General features: G+C 37.5%; 17 protein-coding genes and 1 riboswitch. Of the genes, 7 read left to right on the top strand and 10 right to left on the bottom strand.

The genetic code is table 11. The features are described from left to right. From odhB to brnQ, 3 genes are all read left to right on the top strand, one after another. A complete protein-coding gene (gene odhB / locus V6E76_RS06490; RefSeq protein WP_166626700.1) occupies window positions 1-1257 on the top strand; it encodes a 2-oxoglutarate dehydrogenase complex dihydrolipoyllysine-residue succinyltransferase in 1257 nt (418 codons plus the stop codon). A 67-nt stretch (window positions 1258-1324) separates the two neighbouring features. After that, a complete protein-coding gene (locus V6E76_RS06485) occupies window positions 1325-1519 on the top strand; it encodes a DUF6501 family protein (protein ID WP_026866285.1) in 195 nt (64 codons plus the stop codon). Window positions 1520-1610: 91 nt separating this feature from the next. Then, on the top strand, window positions 1611-2924 hold the full coding sequence (gene brnQ / locus V6E76_RS06480; protein ID WP_198687634.1) for a branched-chain amino acid transport system II carrier protein: 1314 nt from the start codon (window positions 1611-1613) through the stop codon (window positions 2922-2924). A 67-nt stretch (window positions 2925-2991) separates the two neighbouring features. Here the strand turns inward: brnQ and V6E76_RS06475 are convergent, their stop codons facing one another. Together V6E76_RS06475 and V6E76_RS06470 are read right to left on the bottom strand one after the other, a co-directional pair. Beyond that, window positions 2992-4185: a toxic anion resistance protein gene (locus V6E76_RS06475; RefSeq protein ID WP_026866283.1), complete on the bottom strand. Its 1194-nt coding sequence runs from the start codon at window positions 4183-4185 to the stop codon at window positions 2992-2994. Further along, complete coding sequence (locus V6E76_RS06470) at window positions 4172-4900, bottom strand: 5-bromo-4-chloroindolyl phosphate hydrolysis family protein (RefSeq protein ID WP_198687633.1); 729 nt, start codon at window positions 4898-4900, stop codon at window positions 4172-4174. The genes V6E76_RS06475 and V6E76_RS06470 overlap by 14 nt, the downstream gene beginning before the upstream one ends. Before the next feature lie 123 nt (window positions 4901-5023). On the opposite strand from V6E76_RS06470, the gene V6E76_RS06465 reads away from it, so the two are divergent. From V6E76_RS06465 to V6E76_RS06455, 3 genes are all read left to right on the top strand, one after another. Further along, window positions 5024-5326 (top strand): DUF1033 family protein, encoded by a 303-nt coding sequence (locus tag V6E76_RS06465; protein ID WP_198687632.1) that lies wholly within the window; start codon window positions 5024-5026, stop codon window positions 5324-5326. Window positions 5327-5434: 108 nt separating this feature from the next. Next, on the top strand, window positions 5435-5635 hold the full coding sequence (cspA, locus tag V6E76_RS06460; RefSeq protein WP_026866280.1) for a cold shock protein CspA: 201 nt from the start codon (window positions 5435-5437) through the stop codon (window positions 5633-5635). A gap of 298 nt (window positions 5636-5933) precedes the next feature. Next, on the top strand, window positions 5934-6863 hold the full coding sequence (locus tag V6E76_RS06455) for a nuclease-related domain-containing protein (protein WP_247351564.1): 930 nt from the start codon (window positions 5934-5936) through the stop codon (window positions 6861-6863). 448 nt (window positions 6864-7311) lie between these two features. Here V6E76_RS06455 and lysA read toward each other — a convergent pair whose 3' ends face one another. The 8 genes from lysA to V6E76_RS06415 all read right to left on the bottom strand — a co-directional run bounded on the left by lysA (window position 7312) and on the right by V6E76_RS06415 (window position 16076). After that, window positions 7312-8592, bottom strand: a complete 1281-nt coding sequence (lysA, locus tag V6E76_RS06450) for a diaminopimelate decarboxylase (protein WP_247351561.1) — start codon at window positions 8590-8592, stop codon at window positions 7312-7314. Further along, window positions 8582-9652 carry an alanine racemase gene (locus tag V6E76_RS06445; RefSeq protein ID WP_247351559.1) on the bottom strand — a complete coding sequence of 357 codons (1071 nt, stop codon included), beginning with the start codon at window positions 9650-9652 and terminating at the stop codon, window positions 8582-8584. Before V6E76_RS06445 ends, lysA begins: the two co-directional genes overlap by 11 nt. 18 nt (window positions 9653-9670) lie before the next feature. Further along, a complete protein-coding gene (locus V6E76_RS06440; RefSeq protein ID WP_247351556.1) occupies window positions 9671-10822 on the bottom strand; it encodes a M20 metallopeptidase family protein in 1152 nt (383 codons plus the stop codon). Window position 10823: 1 nt separating this feature from the next. Next, the gene (gene dapD / locus V6E76_RS06435; RefSeq protein ID WP_026866275.1) at window positions 10824-11537 is read right to left on the bottom strand and encodes a 2,3,4,5-tetrahydropyridine-2,6-dicarboxylate N-acetyltransferase; all 714 of its coding nucleotides are present in this window, start codon (window positions 11535-11537) and stop codon (window positions 10824-10826) included. 14 nt (window positions 11538-11551) lie between these two features. Next, on the bottom strand, window positions 11552-12265 hold the full coding sequence (dapB, locus tag V6E76_RS06430) for a 4-hydroxy-tetrahydrodipicolinate reductase (protein WP_247351554.1): 714 nt from the start codon (window positions 12263-12265) through the stop codon (window positions 11552-11554). After that, entirely contained in the window at window positions 12262-13152 is an 891-nt protein-coding gene (gene dapA, locus V6E76_RS06425; RefSeq protein ID WP_247351552.1) for a 4-hydroxy-tetrahydrodipicolinate synthase, read from the bottom strand. The genes dapB and dapA overlap by 4 nt, the downstream gene beginning before the upstream one ends. A 13-nt stretch (window positions 13153-13165) precedes the next feature. Further along, window positions 13166-14143 (bottom strand): aspartate-semialdehyde dehydrogenase, encoded by a 978-nt coding sequence (locus V6E76_RS06420; RefSeq protein ID WP_247351550.1) that lies wholly within the window; start codon window positions 14141-14143, stop codon window positions 13166-13168. Window positions 14144-14227: 84 nt separating this feature from the next. Then, a riboswitch (Lysine riboswitch) is annotated at window positions 14228-14409 on the bottom strand. A gap of 65 nt (window positions 14410-14474) precedes the next feature. Beyond that, window positions 14475-16076 carry an ATP-binding cassette domain-containing protein gene (locus V6E76_RS06415; RefSeq protein WP_247351548.1) on the bottom strand — a complete coding sequence of 534 codons (1602 nt, stop codon included), beginning with the start codon at window positions 16074-16076 and terminating at the stop codon, window positions 14475-14477. 169 nt (window positions 16077-16245) lie between these two features. Between V6E76_RS06415 and V6E76_RS06410 the strand changes: the two genes are divergently transcribed. After that, window positions 16246-17121, top strand: a complete 876-nt coding sequence (locus V6E76_RS06410; RefSeq protein WP_247351546.1) for a S1-like domain-containing RNA-binding protein — start codon at window positions 16246-16248, stop codon at window positions 17119-17121. Window positions 17122-17349 lie beyond the last annotated feature (228 nt).

The following is a 17349-nucleotide window of genomic DNA, read 5'->3' as shown; positions in this document are numbered from 1 at the left end:
ATGGCTGAAATCATCGTGCCTGAATTAGCAGAATCAATTACAGAAGGAACTATATCTACTTGGTTTAAGCAAGTAGGCGACAGTGTAGAAAAAGGTGAAAACGTCCTTGAATTAGAAACTGATAAAGTAAACGTAGAAATTGTCAGTGAAGAAGCTGGTGTCATTTCAGAAATTAAAGCTGAAGAAGGTGACACTGTAGAAGTTGGTCAAGTCATTGCCGTAGTCGGTGAGGGTAGTGGTGCACCTGCAAAAGAAGAAAGTTCAGAAAAAGAAGCACCTAAAGCTGAAGCAAAAGAAGAATCTACTTCAGCACCTAAAGAAAAAGAAGAAGAAACAACAACTGTGAAAACTGAAGATGGTACAATCGTTGCCACACCATCTGCTAGAAAACTTGCACGTGAAAAAGGCATTAGCCTTTCAGACATCAATGCTGCTGATCCACGCGGTCTTGTACGTAGCCAAGATGTTGAAAATCACGGTCAAGCTTCAAGTCAGCCTGCTGCTAAAAAAGAAGAAGCACCTAAAGCTGAGACGAAACAAAATACAACACCTGAAAAACCAGTTAGACGTGAAAAAATGTCACGCCGTAGACAAACCATTGCTAAACGTCTATTAGATGTTTCTCAAAATACTGCAATGTTAACAACATTCAACGAGATAGATATGACGAATGTTATGGCATTAAGAAAACGCAAAAAAGAATCATTCATGGAACGTAATGATGGTACTAAACTTGGCTTTATGTCATTCTTTACTAAAGCTGTAACAGCCGCACTTCGTAAGTACCCAGCTGTAAATGCTGAAATTGATGGCACAGACTTAGTTTATAAAGAATTCTTTGATGTATCGATTGCTGTATCTACAGAAGAAGGACTTGTTGTACCGGTAGTACGTAACACAGATAGAAAAACATTTGCTGAAATTGAAAACGATATTGCTGACCTCGCAACAAAAGCGAGAGAGAAGAAACTTTCTCTTGATGAAATGTCAGGTGGCTCATTCACAATTACTAACGGTGGGGTATTTGGATCATTAATGTCTACACCAATCATCAATGGTACACAAGCTGCAATCTTAGGTATGCACACAATCCAAAAACGTCCTGTCGCGGTTGGAGATGACATTGAAATCCGCCCAATGATGTACATTGCATTAAGCTATGACCACAGAATCATTGACGGTGCAGAATCAGTTGGCTTCTTAAAAACTGTTAAAGAATTAATCGAAAATCCAGAAGACCTGTTACTAGAAGGTTAATTTATTAAATACTTTTAAAGATAAAGGTATCCAAGGGATACCTTTTCTTTTTTATAGGAGGAATAATATGATTCAAGAAAATTGGCAAGATAATAATCTAGGTACTGTCACAGTTAAACATACAGATGCAGAAAAGTTTAAAGTCTCTGATATGTTAACTGTAGGTAAGGAGTATAGAGTCATTAACGAAACTGAAGAATATATTTTTGTTATAGACAATTCAGGAAAGCCTGCTGGATATTACAAAACTTACTTTTCTTAGAAAATAATTCAGATAATTTAAATAACTCATAGATTTTTTATACGTTCTAGTGTAGACTAATTGCATACTAATTTTTAGATGAGGGATGCATATGAGTACGAAGCAAGTCATAATGGTAGGTTTCACCCTGTTTGCCATGTTTTTTGGCGCAGGTAATTTAATTTTTCCACCTGCTCTCGGTTTTTCTAGCGGAGAATATTTCTGGACAGCAATTATTGCCTTTGTCTTAACTGGGGTAGGTTTACCACTTTTAGGTGTCATTGTTGGTTCAATTTCAAAAGATGGATATAGAGAGTCTCTTAAAAATATACATCCAGCATTTGCAGTAATTTTCCTAGTTGTTATTTATTTAACGATTGGACCATTCTTTGCCATTCCAAGAACAGCAACAACAGCTTATGAAATGGCAGTAGTACCGTTCTTGAGTGAAAATACTGGATTATGGTTATTAATATTTTCACTTGTGTACTTTATTATCGTATTTTTACTTAGTATTAAACCAGGCTCACTCGTTAATAGTATTGGGCAAGTATTAACACCTTTACTATTAATCAGTATTGTTTTATTAATTATCTTTGCAGGTATTGCATATTTTAATAATCCAATTAATCCTGCAAATGAAACATTTGAAGCGACTTCACCTTTCTCTATTGGTTTCACAGAGGGATATTTAACAATGGATGCAATCGCAGCAATTGCCTTTAGTGTTTTAGTTTTAAATTCTATTCGTCAACTTGGAATTACCAATAGAAAGGATTTGCTGTTTGGCACAATCAAGTCAGCATTTCTAGCAGCGATTTTACTAGGTGTCATATACATCTCACTCGGTTGGTTAGCGAACAAAGTTGATCTCGGCGGGGCAGCTGTTGATGACCAAAACTTAGGTACGTTCTTACTGACTTTCATGAGTTCTGATATTTTTGGTATTTTTGGACCAATCTTATTAGGTACTATAGTATTCTTAGCTTGTTTAACTACTGGAACTGGATTGATAGTTTCTGTATCTGGCTACTTTAATAGCATTTTACCTAAAGTACCTTACAAAGTATGGGTTGTCTTATTCGTACTTATTTCATTTGGTCTTGCCAACCAAGGTCTAGACCAAGTTATTGCAACAAGCGTTCCAATTTTGTCGATTATTTATCCTGTTGCAATGACAACAGTCGTCCTACTAGTGCTAACATACTTTGTACCATCACCAAAACTGAGTTTGCAAATTCCAGTATTATTAGTTGCAATTCTTTCTATTCTTTCAGTTATTCACCGAAACGGATGGCTGACAATGGATTGGCTAGAAGTATTACCTCTGTTTAGTGCAAGTTTTGAATGGCTACCATTCATGATTGTCGGTTACATTCTTGGTTATGTTATCGCACTGAATAAACCAAAAGTAGAGTACTCTTAAAACATAAAAAACGGGAGCTAGCGATTTTGCTAGCTCCCATTTTTGTGTCGATTATTATAGTTATTAATTAATATCTATATTCATCTTTTAATTGTAAGAGTCGTTCCTTCAATTCTTTTTCCATTGTTACAAGTTCAGCCTCAGCTGATTTACGCTTCTGTGAACCTTCGGACTGAATTTTTAATGTTTCTTCAATTGTGGATACAAGATTCTCCTGAGTCAGTTTCAATGTCTCAATATCTACAATACCACGTTCATTTTCAGTTGCTGTTCTCAGTGAATTTTGTCTAAGCATTTCGCTATTCTTCGTTAATAAGTCATTGGTTGTATTCGTCACTTCTTGTTGTGCCTTAGATGCCGATTCTTGACGAAGTAGGGTCAGGGCAATCGCCATTTGATTCTTCCATAATGGAATAGAAGTCAAAATTGAACTCTGAATTTTCTCCGCTAAGGTCTGATTAATATTTTGAATCATACGAATTTGAGGTGCAGATTGTAATGTGATTTGTCTAGACAGTTTTAAATCGTGTATACGTTTTTCAAGACGATTTACATACTGCATCATATCATTCACATCTTGAACATCCATCTGGTTATTCGATTCATTTGCTTTCTTTTTAAGTCTTGGTAGCTCTTCATTTTCAAGCTCTTCTTTTTTAAGTTCAGCCGCTGCAATATAAATATTAATGGCATCAAAGTAATCTTTGTTTTGGTTATAAAGACCATCTAACATGTTCACATCTTTAACCAATACTTCTTTAGCATGTTCAAGTTGGATTGAGATACGATCTACTTGTGAAGCAATACTTTGGTGTTTTGAGATCATCTCATTGACTGAGCGTTTGACTTTACCGAACATACGCTTAAAGATGTTACTTTTTTCATTCGTTAACTCTTCAGGGTCAATCTCTTTAAGCTTCTTCATCAAATCTTCAAGCGTATCACCGATCGGCCCAACATCTTTTGATTGAACCTCATTTAACATTTGGTGAGAGAACTTAGACATTGCCTGCTGTGCATTCGCACCGTAAGTAATCAAGGCATCGTTATCAAGCGGTTGAATCTTGTTTTTGATGTCTTTGATTGTCTTTAAATCCTCTTCTGAGAACTGATCTTGAAAAGTCGTCAGTACTGAATTAGATTGACTATTTGTCTCTGGTTGAACTTCCTTTTGGAGTACGAAGTCATCCTGTTCACCAGGTTCATTTATACTTTTAAATGGGTCTTTTAATAGTTCATTTTTTAAGTTATCTTCCGTCATTCTGTTCACCTCGATATAGTATTTCATCTTCTTTTTCTTCACGTTTTAGATTTACTTTTTCCTTATCAAGCTTGTTACCTAACATTGCTTGGCGTTTTTTTGATCTCGATGCATTTCTTCTAATAATTTCTCTTTCTATATCGAGATCATTATAACTCGCTTGATTCATGTAAGATAAATTCGATTGTAAAGTTCTTTTCAGCTCTAATAGCGAAAGGCGGGTTTCATGTAATTGGATACGTTCATTTTTAGATTTACCCGGCATCTTATATAAATATAAATACTTTTCAATCGTATTAACTGCAGACTCTAAGTTAGAGTGAAAGAACTGTTGACCTCGATAAAACTTCCGAGGCTCTTCTTCAACTGAAGATATGATTGTTTTAATTATTCTATTGATTTCAAAAATTAATTTTGCATCTTTGATCGAACGAATATTCATATAGCTGGATCTCAGCCTTTTCATCTGTTCATCAACCTGATGTAACTGGCTCTTGATATATTTATATTCACTATTCGTTAAGTTTATTTCTTCTAAATGCTTATTGTGAGCGATTCGATGTGAGGGGAGGTAGGATGCACCAAAACCACCTATACCTAGCACTACATCGAGAAACATATGAATGTCAAATATGTTTGAGGAGAGTACCCAGGTAATCAGTCCTATAGGTACGGCGATCACAGAAGCAATGAAATGAGAATAGTTACCTTTCATCGTTCAAAACTCCTTAATAAAATGTGGCTATTTATTACAATTATAAAGCGTAATGCTTGATAATGCTAATTATTCGCGTTTATAATGATTTCAACGATAGGCTAGTGAAATGGAGTTTTAAACATGTATGAAGTTGTAATCATAAAGGCTGATTATGAAGGTTGGTGGCTATTTGATGGTTGGCAAGAAGATATCATCAAACGGTATCAGGCGACTGACTTAAATAATCTCTTGCACGCATACAATACAATCATCGACGAGATGAAACAAAAGTATAATAGCCATATAACAGGAAAATATAATATTATTGCTTTTTTCAATGCTTGTGATATAGAGTATTGCGAAGACTGCGAAGAAGATATGCAAATTTACTATACGCCATTGATGACTAAAAATAATGAATTTTTCAACTATGAAGACAATTAAAGAAAAGTCCTGAAAATGAGATTGCAATATAACAATCCTTCTTGTATAATATGAATTATCAGTAAGTTATGCTTATTGATAATTAACGTCTTTTGGAGGATTTTATTAATGAAACAAGGTACAGTAAAATGGTTTAACGCAGAAAAAGGTTTCGGCTTCATCGAAGTTGAAGGCGAAAACGATGTATTCGTACACTTCTCAGCTATTAACCAAGAAGGTTACAAATCACTTGAAGAAGGTCAAGAAGTAGAATTTGAAGTAGTTGAAGGCGACCGCGGTCCACAAGCTGCTAACGTTGCTAAACTATAATTATAAATTGATTCATTAGAATAATTTGTAAACTACAGGATCCCAGTTATTGGGGTCCTATTTTTTTGTGCTTATTTACTTAAGTAAGACTTATTGAAATATATTTTTGGGGAAATTTAACTTTTATCGGTTAAGAGAGGTGAAAACTTAAGCAATTTTATAAAATTTGTATAAACTTGTCCGAAAAAAAGAAAAGCTGCTTTTTTTTTGTATATATAGAGTAGATGGACTTTTAGGAGGGATAGCAATTTTTATAAATAGTAGAAATAAACCCCATGAATTACTACATTATGAAGCCTTGAATCGACGTGTTAAATTAACGAAAAGTGAGGATTTTAAATACAAAAATGCTATAAAGGGTTATGAAGGTGAGTGCCTGTATGACAGGATTTTTGACCGTATGGGTCATGATTACTTGTACATATACCGAGATCTTTATCTTCAGATTGGTAATTCTTGTACCCAGTACGACACGCTTATCATCACTGACCAAGGCATTATTAGTAACGAAGTTAAAAATTTTACTGGGAATTACACAATTGAAAATGGCACTTGGTTCAATAATAACTATCAATTGCCAAACGATGCTTTTAGTCAACTCAACCGGTCACTAGGAAAATTAATGGATCTAAGAAATTCAGGGCAGAGTGATTTTAATATAAGTGGGAAGTTGGTATTTCCTAACGACTCGTTAGTGCTACGGACCGATGATTCTTCAAACTGTAATAAGATTATTTTACGCTCTGGCATGCGTGAATACTTCCGACAACTCAATCGTTCAAGTCAGCGTTTAGGGAATAAGGCTAACTATATTTCCCGTTTGGTCAGCCAATCTATAATAGAAAATCCATATTTTAACCCTTCAACTGATAAAACCCGCCTGAAACTCGGTCTTTACTTCGGTTCATGTGGTCACTTTAACTTAAATAGAAAAAGATTCCATCTCGTCTGTAACAAGTGTGGGTCTGTTGAAAGCAATGAAACACACCTTCTGAGAGCAATGAGTGACTATAAATTTTTATTCTACAAAGAAGAAATGACCAGAAACGATTTGATGGCGTTTATTGATTATGAAATTTCAGTCGGTATTGTTAAACGAATGCTGAAGAAACATTGTATTCAAAAGAATATGGGTAATCAAAGTACATATATGTTTAAATACTTTGATTTCGATGATGCTTTAAAAGAACCCACTGTTAAATTGAGGTACAGAGATCATATTAAATGATTGAATGTAACCTTGGAGGTTAACACCAGTTCTTCGTTGAACTCCTAGTACTCCTGAAGGTTAACACCAGTTCACCGTTGAACTCCTAGCACTCCTGAAGGTTAACACCAGTTCACCGTTGAACTCCTAACACTCCTGAAGGTCAACACCAGTTCACCGTTGAACTCCTAGCACTCCTGAAGGTCAACACCAGTTCACCGTTGAACTCCTAGCACTCCTGGAGATCAACACCAGTTCACCGTTGAACTCCTAACACTCCTGAAGGTCAACACCAGTTCACCGTTGAACTCCAGTCCACTTAATCCACCCACAACTCACAGAAATATACTAATCGCAGAGTATACGAGTAGTAAACTCATGATAATTCGAAAGGCGAGATCGTATTTGTTCAACAAAAGCAGTGTTCAAAGAAAAACACCTCCAAATTTAACAATTTGGAGGTATGATATCATCTCACATCATTTTCTATTAATTGTGCTAAACTTTGACGTCTAATGACTTCTCGAACACCTGAATCGCTAACAAAAATAACGGCTGGTTTTTGCATTTGATTATAGTTCGAAGCCATGGAGTAATGGTAGGCACCTGTTGACCTAACGGCCAGGAGATCCCCACGTTTTAAGTCGTGCGGTAACATCTTGTGCTTACCAATGACATCACCGGATTCACATAACTTACCGACGACATGTGTTGAGACTTGAGCGTTATCATTGCTAAGTTTTACTGGGATGACTTCGTATTCTGCACCGTAAAGGGGCGTACGAATATGATCACTCATACCTCCATCGATGGATACGTACTTACTAATACCGTGGATATTTTTTATAGTGCCCACTTCATATACTGTAAGCCCAGCTTCTGCGGTAATTGAACGGCCTGGCTCTATCATTAAGTGAGGCATTGGACGATTAGACGCTTCTAAAGTTTCTTCTAAATGTGTTAATATCTCATCAAATCCGGACTCTATAGGGAAACGCACATCATCTTGTGTATATTTCACACCGTAACCGCCACCCATGTTTAAGATTTCAATATTAATATCCTCTTCATCTAGCCAAGTAACGACATTGGTAATGGTATTAATGAACGGTCTACTCTCTGACAGCTGCGAGCCTAAATGGTAGTGTATACCTTTAAACGTTAAATGCTCACTTTGCTGAATCAAATCAATCGCCGTTTTAGCTGCACCGTTAGATAAGGACAGGCCAAATTTACTGTCTTCTTGGCCGGTTGAAATATACTCATGTGTATTGACTTCAACACTTGGATTGATACGAATCAAGACATTGATTCGGTCGGTTTCAGCTAGATCACTAGCAAGCGCATTAATCAAGTCTATCTCATCTATCGCATCGATAATAAAAAATCGTACGCCCGCTTTAATCGCGTAGTCGATTTCAAATGGCGTCTTATTATTACCATGAAAGTGAATATCTTCTACTGGAAAACCTGCCTCTAGTGCGGTATAGAGTTCTCCAACTGATACAACGTCCAGTTCCATTTGTTGACGATTTAGAAGTTTAATCATTTGAATGCTTGAAAATGCTTTGGAGGCATAAGAAATTGAGTAGGGGACTTGATGTCTTTTAAAGATTTGATGATATTGATTCATCATTGAAGTCATTTTATCCTCATCATAGATTATTAATGGTGTGCCATATTCTTTTGCAAGGTCTGCAATTTTATGGCCCCGCATCATTAATTGTCCGTTTTCGTATTCAGTCGTCATAAACAATTTCTCTCCTCATCGAGTTGTAATTAAAAGCACCGAGTTGTTCTGAGTTTGCACCGACTCCAAGTGCTGTAAAGTAATCAATCCTTTGGCTTTTACCATATAAGTAAACCGGCATGTGCATCTTAACGTGATCATCAACCAAAACTGCCATGTGACTCATCATCAAGGCAACAATCTCATATGAACGATCACCAATTTCACAGCCATGTTTAATTCTTTCTCTTAAAATACCATCACCATAGCCGATATCAACAATAGCGACCTTACAATCTTCTGTCGCCGTAAATGCTTTACTATAGCCAAGTGATTCTCCCGCTTTTAACTGCCTAATTTGGACAATTGGGGCAGTGACAGACACACTTTGTATGAAGTCTTTACTATCTAATGATTTAAAGGGTTTGGATCCATATAAGCCGATGCCGAGGCGAACATGACTATGATTATTAAAAAGGCCATCACGCTTATATGACGCGCTATTTTGTGCATGAATCACTGGTGGGTGAACCCCCAGTTCAAAAACACCTTCTACAAAATCCAGCCATAGCTGTCTTTCCTTTTCGTATACACCATCAAATTCATCGGCATAACCGAAATGTGTCCATAGTCCTTTAATATTTAAGTCAAAATCTTCAAACTTTGCATCTTTTAAAAATGCTTCGACCTCATTGATTTTAGCGAACCCTGAGCGCTTAAATAGTCCCTCGAATTCAATATGTAAGTCAATGTCCGCTAATTCATGCTTATAGGACATATAATAGTCAAGTGAAGGTAGGGTAATCTCAAGTCGATGCTGTTTGACCCGCTTAAAATCAGTTGTCGGGTTTAGGAGAAAGATATTAACCTTCTGCCCACAAATTTTTCTGATATAAATTGCATCTTCGATTGAAGTCGTTGCAAAATAATCTATGCCTGCTATGGCAAAGGCCTTCACTGCGAAGTCTAAACCATAGTTATATGCATTATTTTTTACAACCGCAATTGTTTGACCCTCTAGCTGAAATTGTTTTGCTTGTTCAATAAATTCAGCCTGATCGACTTGAAATACGCCGCCCATATTCGCCACTCCTGACCGTTAATAGTGATTTAAAATTGCTTCATAGTAGTTCGCTACATCAATCAGGACACGTTCATCAAAGTTAAAAGTATTGGTGTGTAGTCCTGTAACGAAACCTTGATCGATATTTCTCGAACCGATAAAAACAAAATACGCCGGTGCGATTTCTCCGTAGAATGAAAAATCTTCACCGAATAAGTAAGGTTTTTCCATGTCATTCACTTCCATGCCGATTGACGATAAGGATTTTTCTACTAAACCTTTAAGACTTCCATTATTTCTTACCGCAGGATAGCCACTATTATATGCTAAATCTGTTCTCACACCGTAGAGTAGCTCAGAAGCTTCTTTTATTTTAGCCATCTGTGTTTTAATCTGACTTAAATCCGCTTCTTCATAAGTACGTATTGTTCCTCTAAGAGAAGCTTTAGCTGGTACTGTATTAATTGCTTCTCCTGCTTGTAGTTCACCCATGTGTACAATATTTCTATTTAAACCATCCAGGTGGAACTGTTGAATATTTGAAACTTCATTGGCAATTTTAATGATTGCCTCAAGTGCAGAACGCCCTTGATGTTTTTGAGCCACATGCGCACTAGTACCATCAACAGTAAAGTGGAACTCATTCGCACTCGCAGTTAATTCCTCATCCCTATAGTGCGCTGTACCTTCTAGTTCATCTGGCATTAGATGAATGCCAAATATGGCATCAAATTCCGGTCTATTCTCCCATGCCTTAAGTAAAAGATTTGCACCTGCGTTACTTTCTTCACTCGGTTGAAAGATAAAGACACAGTTGTGCTTTAATTCCCCTTGATCAAACACTTTTTTCATCCGCTTTATAAAGAGTAAGAGGGCAGTCGTGTGGCCATCATGGCCACACGCATGCATTACATTATCTACTTGACTCTTATACTCTACGTCATTCACTTCTTGAATCGGTAGGGCATCAATATCAGCTCTAAAGCCAAGAATCTTATCACTATTTCCTTTTAATTCAACAATCACACCCGTTTCTAGCACACGGTAGTAGGGCACATCAAGTGCCTCAAGCACACTGATAATATATTCAGTCGTCTCGAATTCTTCCATACTTAGCTCAGGGTGTTGATGTAAATGTCTTCTATGTTTAATAACGAATTCTAATTCTTCATTTGTTGCACTAGTCATCTTATTTCAACTTTCTCAGTGCTTGAACGATTTCTTTTTTAGAGTCAGTCACTTCACTTGCTTGTTTGATGACTTTTGCCGGTGTGCCTGCAACAACCGAACCTGCAGGTACATCTTCAGTCACGATTGCACCAGCTGCAACAATTGAGCCTTGTCCGACTGTAACACCTTCTAAAATTACAGCGTTCGCACCGATTAATACATCGTCTTCAATAACAACAGGTGAGGCACTTGGCGGTTCAATCACCCCAGCAAGTACTGCTCCAGCACCGACGTGAACATTTTTACCTGTCGTCGCACGGCCACCTAAAACAGCGTTCATATCAATCATAGTACCTTCACCAACGATGGCACCAATATTAATAGAAGCACCCATCATGACTACCGCACCATCTTCGATAACTGCATGTTCACGAATGAAAGCACCGGGTTCAATACGTGCATTTGTATTAGTAAGGTCCATGAGTGGAATGGCTGAGTTACGACGATCTTGTTCTACGACAATATCAGTTACCTTGTCTTCAATTGAAGGGTAAAAGGCTTGCCAATCTTTTGAGTCGGCAAAAATCGTTTTAGATTCATTCGTACCAAATACTTTAAATGACGCATCAAAAGTGACATCAGAAAAATCTCCATTGATATATATCTTTAAAGGTGTTTCTTTTTCTGCCTCTGAAATGTAATTAATAAGTTCTTCTGCTGTAAATTTCTCCATGTGTAAATTTCTCCTTAAAATAAATTGTTGTAGTTATAAAATCCATTTTCTTTATGAATCAAAGCCTCTGCTGCCTTTATTGCACCGTTTGCAAAGATATCTTTTGACTGGGCGGTGTGTCTCAGTTCAATAACCTCATCATGACCTGCAAATATTGCGTCATGGGTACCGACAATCGTCCCACCTCGAATGGCACTTACACCAATCTCTTCTTTACTGCGTGGTGTTGTAGCACTGGATCGATCGTAAACTGGATAGCTTCCTGGTCTTTCTTCAAGTGCTGTATCTAACAGTTTAACTAAAGTACCACTCGGGGCGTCAACTTTTTTATTATGGTGACGCTCAATTAATTCTAGGTCATAGTCTTTCAATTCACTTAAGGCTTTTTTAAGTAAATTATTTAAGACATTTACACCATAACTCATATTGGCACTAAAGAACACAGGAGACGATTCAGCTCTCTTTTCCAGTAAGCTAACAATCTCTTCTTTAGATCCTGTCGTTGCAACGACGAGTGGTGTTTTAAAATCTTCTGAAATCAAAGGAATCAATCTTTCAGGATTTGAAAAATCAATTGCAACATCTGCACCTGCTTCATCAATAGTCGTAAAATTTGGGTAGGCATCTGTCGATGATGAAATCACACCGATAATCTCATGTCCCTTTTCCTTAGCGAGACGACTAACAATTTGATTCATCGTCCCGTAACCAATCAAGAGTATCTTCATACTCTGACACCTTCTTTATAACTTTGATAAACTTCAACAACAGTCTGTCTAACTGCTTCATCTAATGGTAGGAGTGGAAGTCTTAATTCATATTGACCAAAACCAAGTTCTGCTGTGAGTGCTTTAACTGGGATTGGGTTGACGTCTATTTGTACTGCATTGATGACCGGCATTAAATCTTTAAAACGTGCTCTTGCAGTCTCACGGTCATTATTAGTTTGACGCTCGTAGACATCTTGTAATTCTTTTGGAATCACATTACCGACTACTGAAATTAAACCTTTACCGCCAAGATCTGTAAAGTCTGTGAAATTATCATCGTTGCCACTGTAAAGGGCAAAGTTTTCATCGACTAAGTTTAAGACGTTGATTGTGTAGTTTAAGTCACCAACAGCATCTTTTAAAGCGACAATATTTCTGTGTTGGCTGAGTTCTAGTACCGTCTCAGGTTCAATTGATAAGTTCGTTCTGGACGGCACATTATATAAGACAATCGGAATGTTAATGGCATCTGCAATCGTTGTGAAGTGTGCGACTAAACCGCGTTGATTACTCTTATTGTAATAAGGCGTAATTAACATGACTGCGTCAGCACCCGCTTCTTCAGCATATTTCGATAGGGCAATTGAGCGCTCTGTAGAGTTTGTTCCGGTCCCAGCAATCACTGGAACACGACCATTCACTGTTTCAATCGCTGTTTTTAACAGTCCTTTGATTTCATCATCTGCAAGGGTAGGGGATTCTCCAGTTGTGCCATTGATAATTAAGCTTTGTGCGTTGTTCTCTATTAAAAATTCAATATGATTTTTATATGCTTCGTAATCCACTTGATTATTCGAAAATGGGGTGGTCATTGCGACACCAATACCTTCAAAAATATGGGTCATATATATCCGCTCCTTATTTATTATCGATTAGCGTTTTAAGAATTTGAACTGTGTTTTGTGCGGCACCTTTAAGTAAGTTGTCTCCGACACACCATACGTGGAAGGTGTTCTCGAGTGTAGGGTCTTTTCTAATACGACCGACGTAAATCTCATTTTGATGAGATGCTTCAAAAGGTGTAGGGTAGACACCATTTTTAGGATCATCCATCAAGACAATGTGTGGTACGTTTCTAAAAGCTTCCCTAACTTCTTCTTCTGTTGCTCTTTTATCTAGTGTGACATTGATCTGAACACTATGACTCGAAATTACTGGTACTCTCACACAAGTTGCAGTGACCTGAATATCATCATTTCCAAGAATCTTTTTCGTTTCATCAATCATTTTGACTTCTTCTTTTGTATAACCATCTTCTAAAAAGACGTCAATTTGAGGAATCACATTATTATAAATGGGTTTCGGATATGTTGTCGGTGCTTCACCTTTGGCACCTTCTTCTAAATCCCTAATACCACCTGCACCTGAACCAGATACCGACTGGTAAGTTGCGTAATGGACACGCTTGATACCAAAGTTATCGTAGAGCGGTTGTAAGGCAATCACAGATTGAATTGTTGAACAGTTCGGATTCGCTATAATCTTTCTATTTAATCTAGGCTCATTGATTTCTGGAACGATGAGGTCGATATCATCCTTCATTCTCCAAAAACTTGAGTTATCGATAATGATTGCGCCATTGTCTTCAAAGAGTGGGGCGAACTTTTCACTCGCCCGCCCCCCTGCACTCATGACGACGTAATCAAAGCCATCTTTTGTTTTATCTTCCGTTAATTCTTCGACAATGTAAGTTTGTCCTTTAAACTCAACTTCCTTACCACTTGAACGCTTGGATGAAAATAAGACCAAGTCATCAAAAGGAATTTCATATTGCTCAATCATTTCTAACATTTTTGTACCTACAACACCTGTTGCACCAACTACTGCTAATTTCATAACATGCCTCCTAGTTTTCTAAGTACATTCAAAAATGTAAATAAAAAAACAAGCCTGGGTGACCAGACTTGTTTAAAATTTATATACAAGTGATGCACTCCATTATCCGTGAAAATAATGACAAATCCTTAGCTCTTAACCTACGAATCCAACGAGTGGTAGCTGCGTTTCTACCATTCATTTCGGCATCTCACCCTTTAATCATATACACTTTCGCAGAAGTTAAGTATATGAGTACTCATGATTGATGCGCCTCATCTTAATAATATTTAGTTTTTTGTCGTTAGATGTCATTATACATAAGGTAATATTCAAAGTAAACAGAAAGTTCTTATTTCTTGATAATTCCTTTTTCTATAAGGTAATCTTCATAACCAATTTCCTTAACGATTGCCTTGTTGTCAGAGATGTCTAAGACTGTGTTTGAAATTGTATTGATGAACTCTAAGTCGTGTGATGTAAAGATCATAGAACCTTTAAATTTCTTCAAGCCATCGTTGACAGCAGTAATACTTTCTAGGTCCAAGTGGTTTGTTGGCTCATCAAGTAGAATGACGTTCGCTTGAGATAACATCATCTTACTGAGCATGGCGCGTACCTTCTCTCCCCCTGATAATACGCTCGCTTTTTTCTTCGCTTCTTCACCAGAAAAGAGCATACGACCTAGGAAGCCTCTTAAGAATGTTTCAGTCTGTTCTTCTGGTGGTGCATACTGACGTAACCATTCAACAAGACTTAAGTCGACACCTTCAAAGTATTCGCTATTATCTTTAGGGAAGTAAGATTGTGATGTTGTGACACCCCAGCGAACTTCGCCTTCATCTGCTTCAATTTCACCAGCTAAAATTCGGAGTAGGGTCGTTCTTTGTAATTCTGATCCACCTGTTAAAATGACTTTACTATAAGGTGCTAAAGTAAACGATAGATTATCAAGTACTTTTTCTCCGTCAATAGAGTAGGATAGTCCAGTAACTTGTAAGAGCTCATTACCGATTTCTCTACCTGCAGTAAAGTTAACAAATGGATAGCGACGAGATGAAGGTTGAATATCTTCAAGTTCAATCTTATCAAGCATTTTCTTACGACTCGTTGCCTGCTTAGATTTAGAAGCGTTGGCTGAGAACCTAGCAACGAAGTCTTTCAGTTCTTTAATTTTTTCTTCTTTTTTCTTATTTTGGTCTTGGGCCATTTGTAGAGCCATCTGACTAGATTGATACCAGAAATCGTAGTTTCCAACATAAACTTTAATCTTACCAAAGTCTAAATCCGCAATATGTGTACATACATTATTTAGGAAGTGTCTGTCGTGGGATACGACGATTACAGTATTTTCAAAATCGATTAGGAACTCTTCTAACCACTGTACCGCTTCAATGTCTAAACCGTTGGTCGGCTCATCGAGTAACAGTACATCAGGATTACCGAATAGACTTTGAGCTAAAAGTACTTTTACCTTTTGTGTATTATCGAGTTCAGACATGTTCTTATCTACTAAGTCGTGGGGAATTCCAAGACCGTGGAGTAGGGACTCTGCATCACTTTCTGCAGTCCAACCACCCATCTCACCAAATTCTCCTTCAAGTTCAGCCGCTCTAATACCGTCCTCATCTGAGAAATCAGGTTTCATGTAGATTTCATTTTTTTCGTTCATGACATTCCATAATTTCTCATGGCCCATCATGACAACATCTAAGACTCTTGTGTCTTCATAACCAAAGTGATCCTGTCTTAAGAACGCCATGCGTTCGTCTTGTCCTAAAATCACGTGGCCATCTGAGTCAACTTCACCAGTTAAAACCTTAAGAAATGTAGATTTACCTGCACCATTTGCACCGATTAAACCGTAACAATTTCCTGGTGTGAATTTAATGTTTACATCTTCAAAAAGTTTTCTATCTCCAAATCTCAGACTCACGTCACTTACTTGCAGCATGTGCATTCTCCTTTATATTAAACATTCGTTTTAAAAGTTTACATTCATAAGCGATGATACCATAAATATGATATTATTGGAATATAGTTAACCTTTGAAACCAATGAGGCCATTGCTAAAATAAAACAAATAATATTAAAACAATTTGTGAAACAAATGAGGACTTAAAATGACTAAAATATCAGGTACAGTACAATTTTTAAAAGTAATCAAAAAAGAAAGCTCAACCTATCATCTTGTAACTGAAGATGAAAAGTATATCCGTATGAACCGTTCAGAAATAGAAGGGGACTTGGATTATGATATTGACGAAGAGGTGCCGGTCTTTATCTATCCAAACCGCTCAGGTGAACTCTTCGCAACCCCTAAAATCCCGAGCATTACAGCGGACAAATTCGGCTACGCACGAGTGAGCGAAGTCAATCGTGATGGGGCATACTTAGACATTGGCTCACCACGTGAAATCCTCATTCCTTGGATTGATCTTCCACGGATGAAGGAAGTTTGGCCAGCTGTCGATGATATGGTCTACGCAACGATTCGTGTTGAGGCAGATGATCAGTTGTACGGCCGCCTAATTACTGAAACAGAAGTAAGTGAAAAGTTCCAGAAATTGACTCGTGAGGACTATGAGACCCTCGGTAACAAGTGGCTAAAAGGTCGTCCATACCGCTTACTTAAAGTCGGAACCTTCCTGATTTCAGATGAGGGCTACAAGGTCTTCGTTCACGAGAGTGAAAGAGAGCAAGAACCACGCCTCGGTCAAGAAGTTTCCTTTAGATTGATTGGCATTAATGACAAGGGTGAAGTCAATGGCTCATTCCTAGAAAAATCCTATAAACGTCTCGGTACAGACGGAGAACGTATCGTCGAATACATGCAGATGCATGATGACATGATGGAATTTAACGATAAAAGTTCACCCGAAGACATCAAGCGTGTCTTCAACCTATCTAAAGGTCAGTTCAAACGCGCTTTAGGCGGTCTCTTAAAAGAAGGTCGTATCGAGTTTGTTAACGGAATGACACACTTGAAAGATAAGTAAATATATATTGATTCTATGATATGTACGCGCCTATGTGATCCGCTCATTGGCACGTATTTGACTTTTCGCGCCATTGTGATCCGCTCATTGGCGCGTATTTGACTTTTCGCGCCATTGTGATCCGCTCATTGGCGCGTATTTGACTTTTCGCGCCATTGTGATCTACTCATTGGCGCGTATTTGACTTTTCGCGCCATTGTGACCCGTTCATTGGCGCGTATTTGACTT

This window comes from Jeotgalicoccus huakuii (assembly GCF_036665975.1).
In the GTDB taxonomy this organism is placed as follows: domain Bacteria; phylum Bacillota; class Bacilli; order Staphylococcales; family Salinicoccaceae; genus Jeotgalicoccus; species Jeotgalicoccus marinus.
The sequence above is the reverse complement of the archived record's forward strand: the minus strand, read 5'-3'. Positions and strand labels throughout refer to the sequence as shown.

Bases quoted from the DNA above. Each gene is read 5' to 3' on its own strand.
- odhB (WP_166626700.1), top strand. From the start codon at position 1: ATGGCTGAAATCATCGTGCCTGAATTAGCAGAATCAATTACAGAAGGA.
- V6E76_RS06485 (WP_026866285.1), top strand. From the start codon at position 1,325: ATGATTCAAGAAAATTGGCAAGATAATAATCTAGGTACTGTCACAGTT.
- brnQ (WP_198687634.1), top strand. From the start codon at position 1,611: ATGAGTACGAAGCAAGTCATAATGGTAGGTTTCACCCTGTTTGCCATG.
- V6E76_RS06475 (WP_026866283.1), bottom strand. From the start codon at position 4,185: ATGACGGAAGATAACTTAAAAAATGAACTATTAAAAGACCCATTTAAA.
- V6E76_RS06470 (WP_198687633.1), bottom strand. From the start codon at position 4,900: ATGAAAGGTAACTATTCTCATTTCATTGCTTCTGTGATCGCCGTACCT.
- V6E76_RS06465 (WP_198687632.1), top strand. From the start codon at position 5,024: ATGTATGAAGTTGTAATCATAAAGGCTGATTATGAAGGTTGGTGGCTA.
- cspA (WP_026866280.1), top strand. From the start codon at position 5,435: ATGAAACAAGGTACAGTAAAATGGTTTAACGCAGAAAAAGGTTTCGGC.
- lysA (WP_247351561.1), bottom strand. From the start codon at position 8,592: ATGACGACTGAATACGAAAACGGACAATTAATGATGCGGGGCCATAAA.
- V6E76_RS06445 (WP_247351559.1), bottom strand. From the start codon at position 9,652: ATGGGCGGCGTATTTCAAGTCGATCAGGCTGAATTTATTGAACAAGCA.
- V6E76_RS06440 (WP_247351556.1), bottom strand. From the start codon at position 10,822: ATGACTAGTGCAACAAATGAAGAATTAGAATTCGTTATTAAACATAGA.
- dapD (WP_026866275.1), bottom strand. From the start codon at position 11,537: ATGGAGAAATTTACAGCAGAAGAACTTATTAATTACATTTCAGAGGCA.
- dapB (WP_247351554.1), bottom strand. From the start codon at position 12,265: ATGAAGATACTCTTGATTGGTTACGGGACGATGAATCAAATTGTTAGT.
- dapA (WP_247351552.1), bottom strand. From the start codon at position 13,152: ATGACCCATATTTTTGAAGGTATTGGTGTCGCAATGACCACCCCATTT.
- V6E76_RS06420 (WP_247351550.1), bottom strand. From the start codon at position 14,143: ATGAAATTAGCAGTAGTTGGTGCAACAGGTGTTGTAGGTACAAAAATG.
- V6E76_RS06415 (WP_247351548.1), bottom strand. From the start codon at position 16,076: ATGCTGCAAGTAAGTGACGTGAGTCTGAGATTTGGAGATAGAAAACTT.
- V6E76_RS06410 (WP_247351546.1), top strand. From the start codon at position 16,246: ATGACTAAAATATCAGGTACAGTACAATTTTTAAAAGTAATCAAAAAA.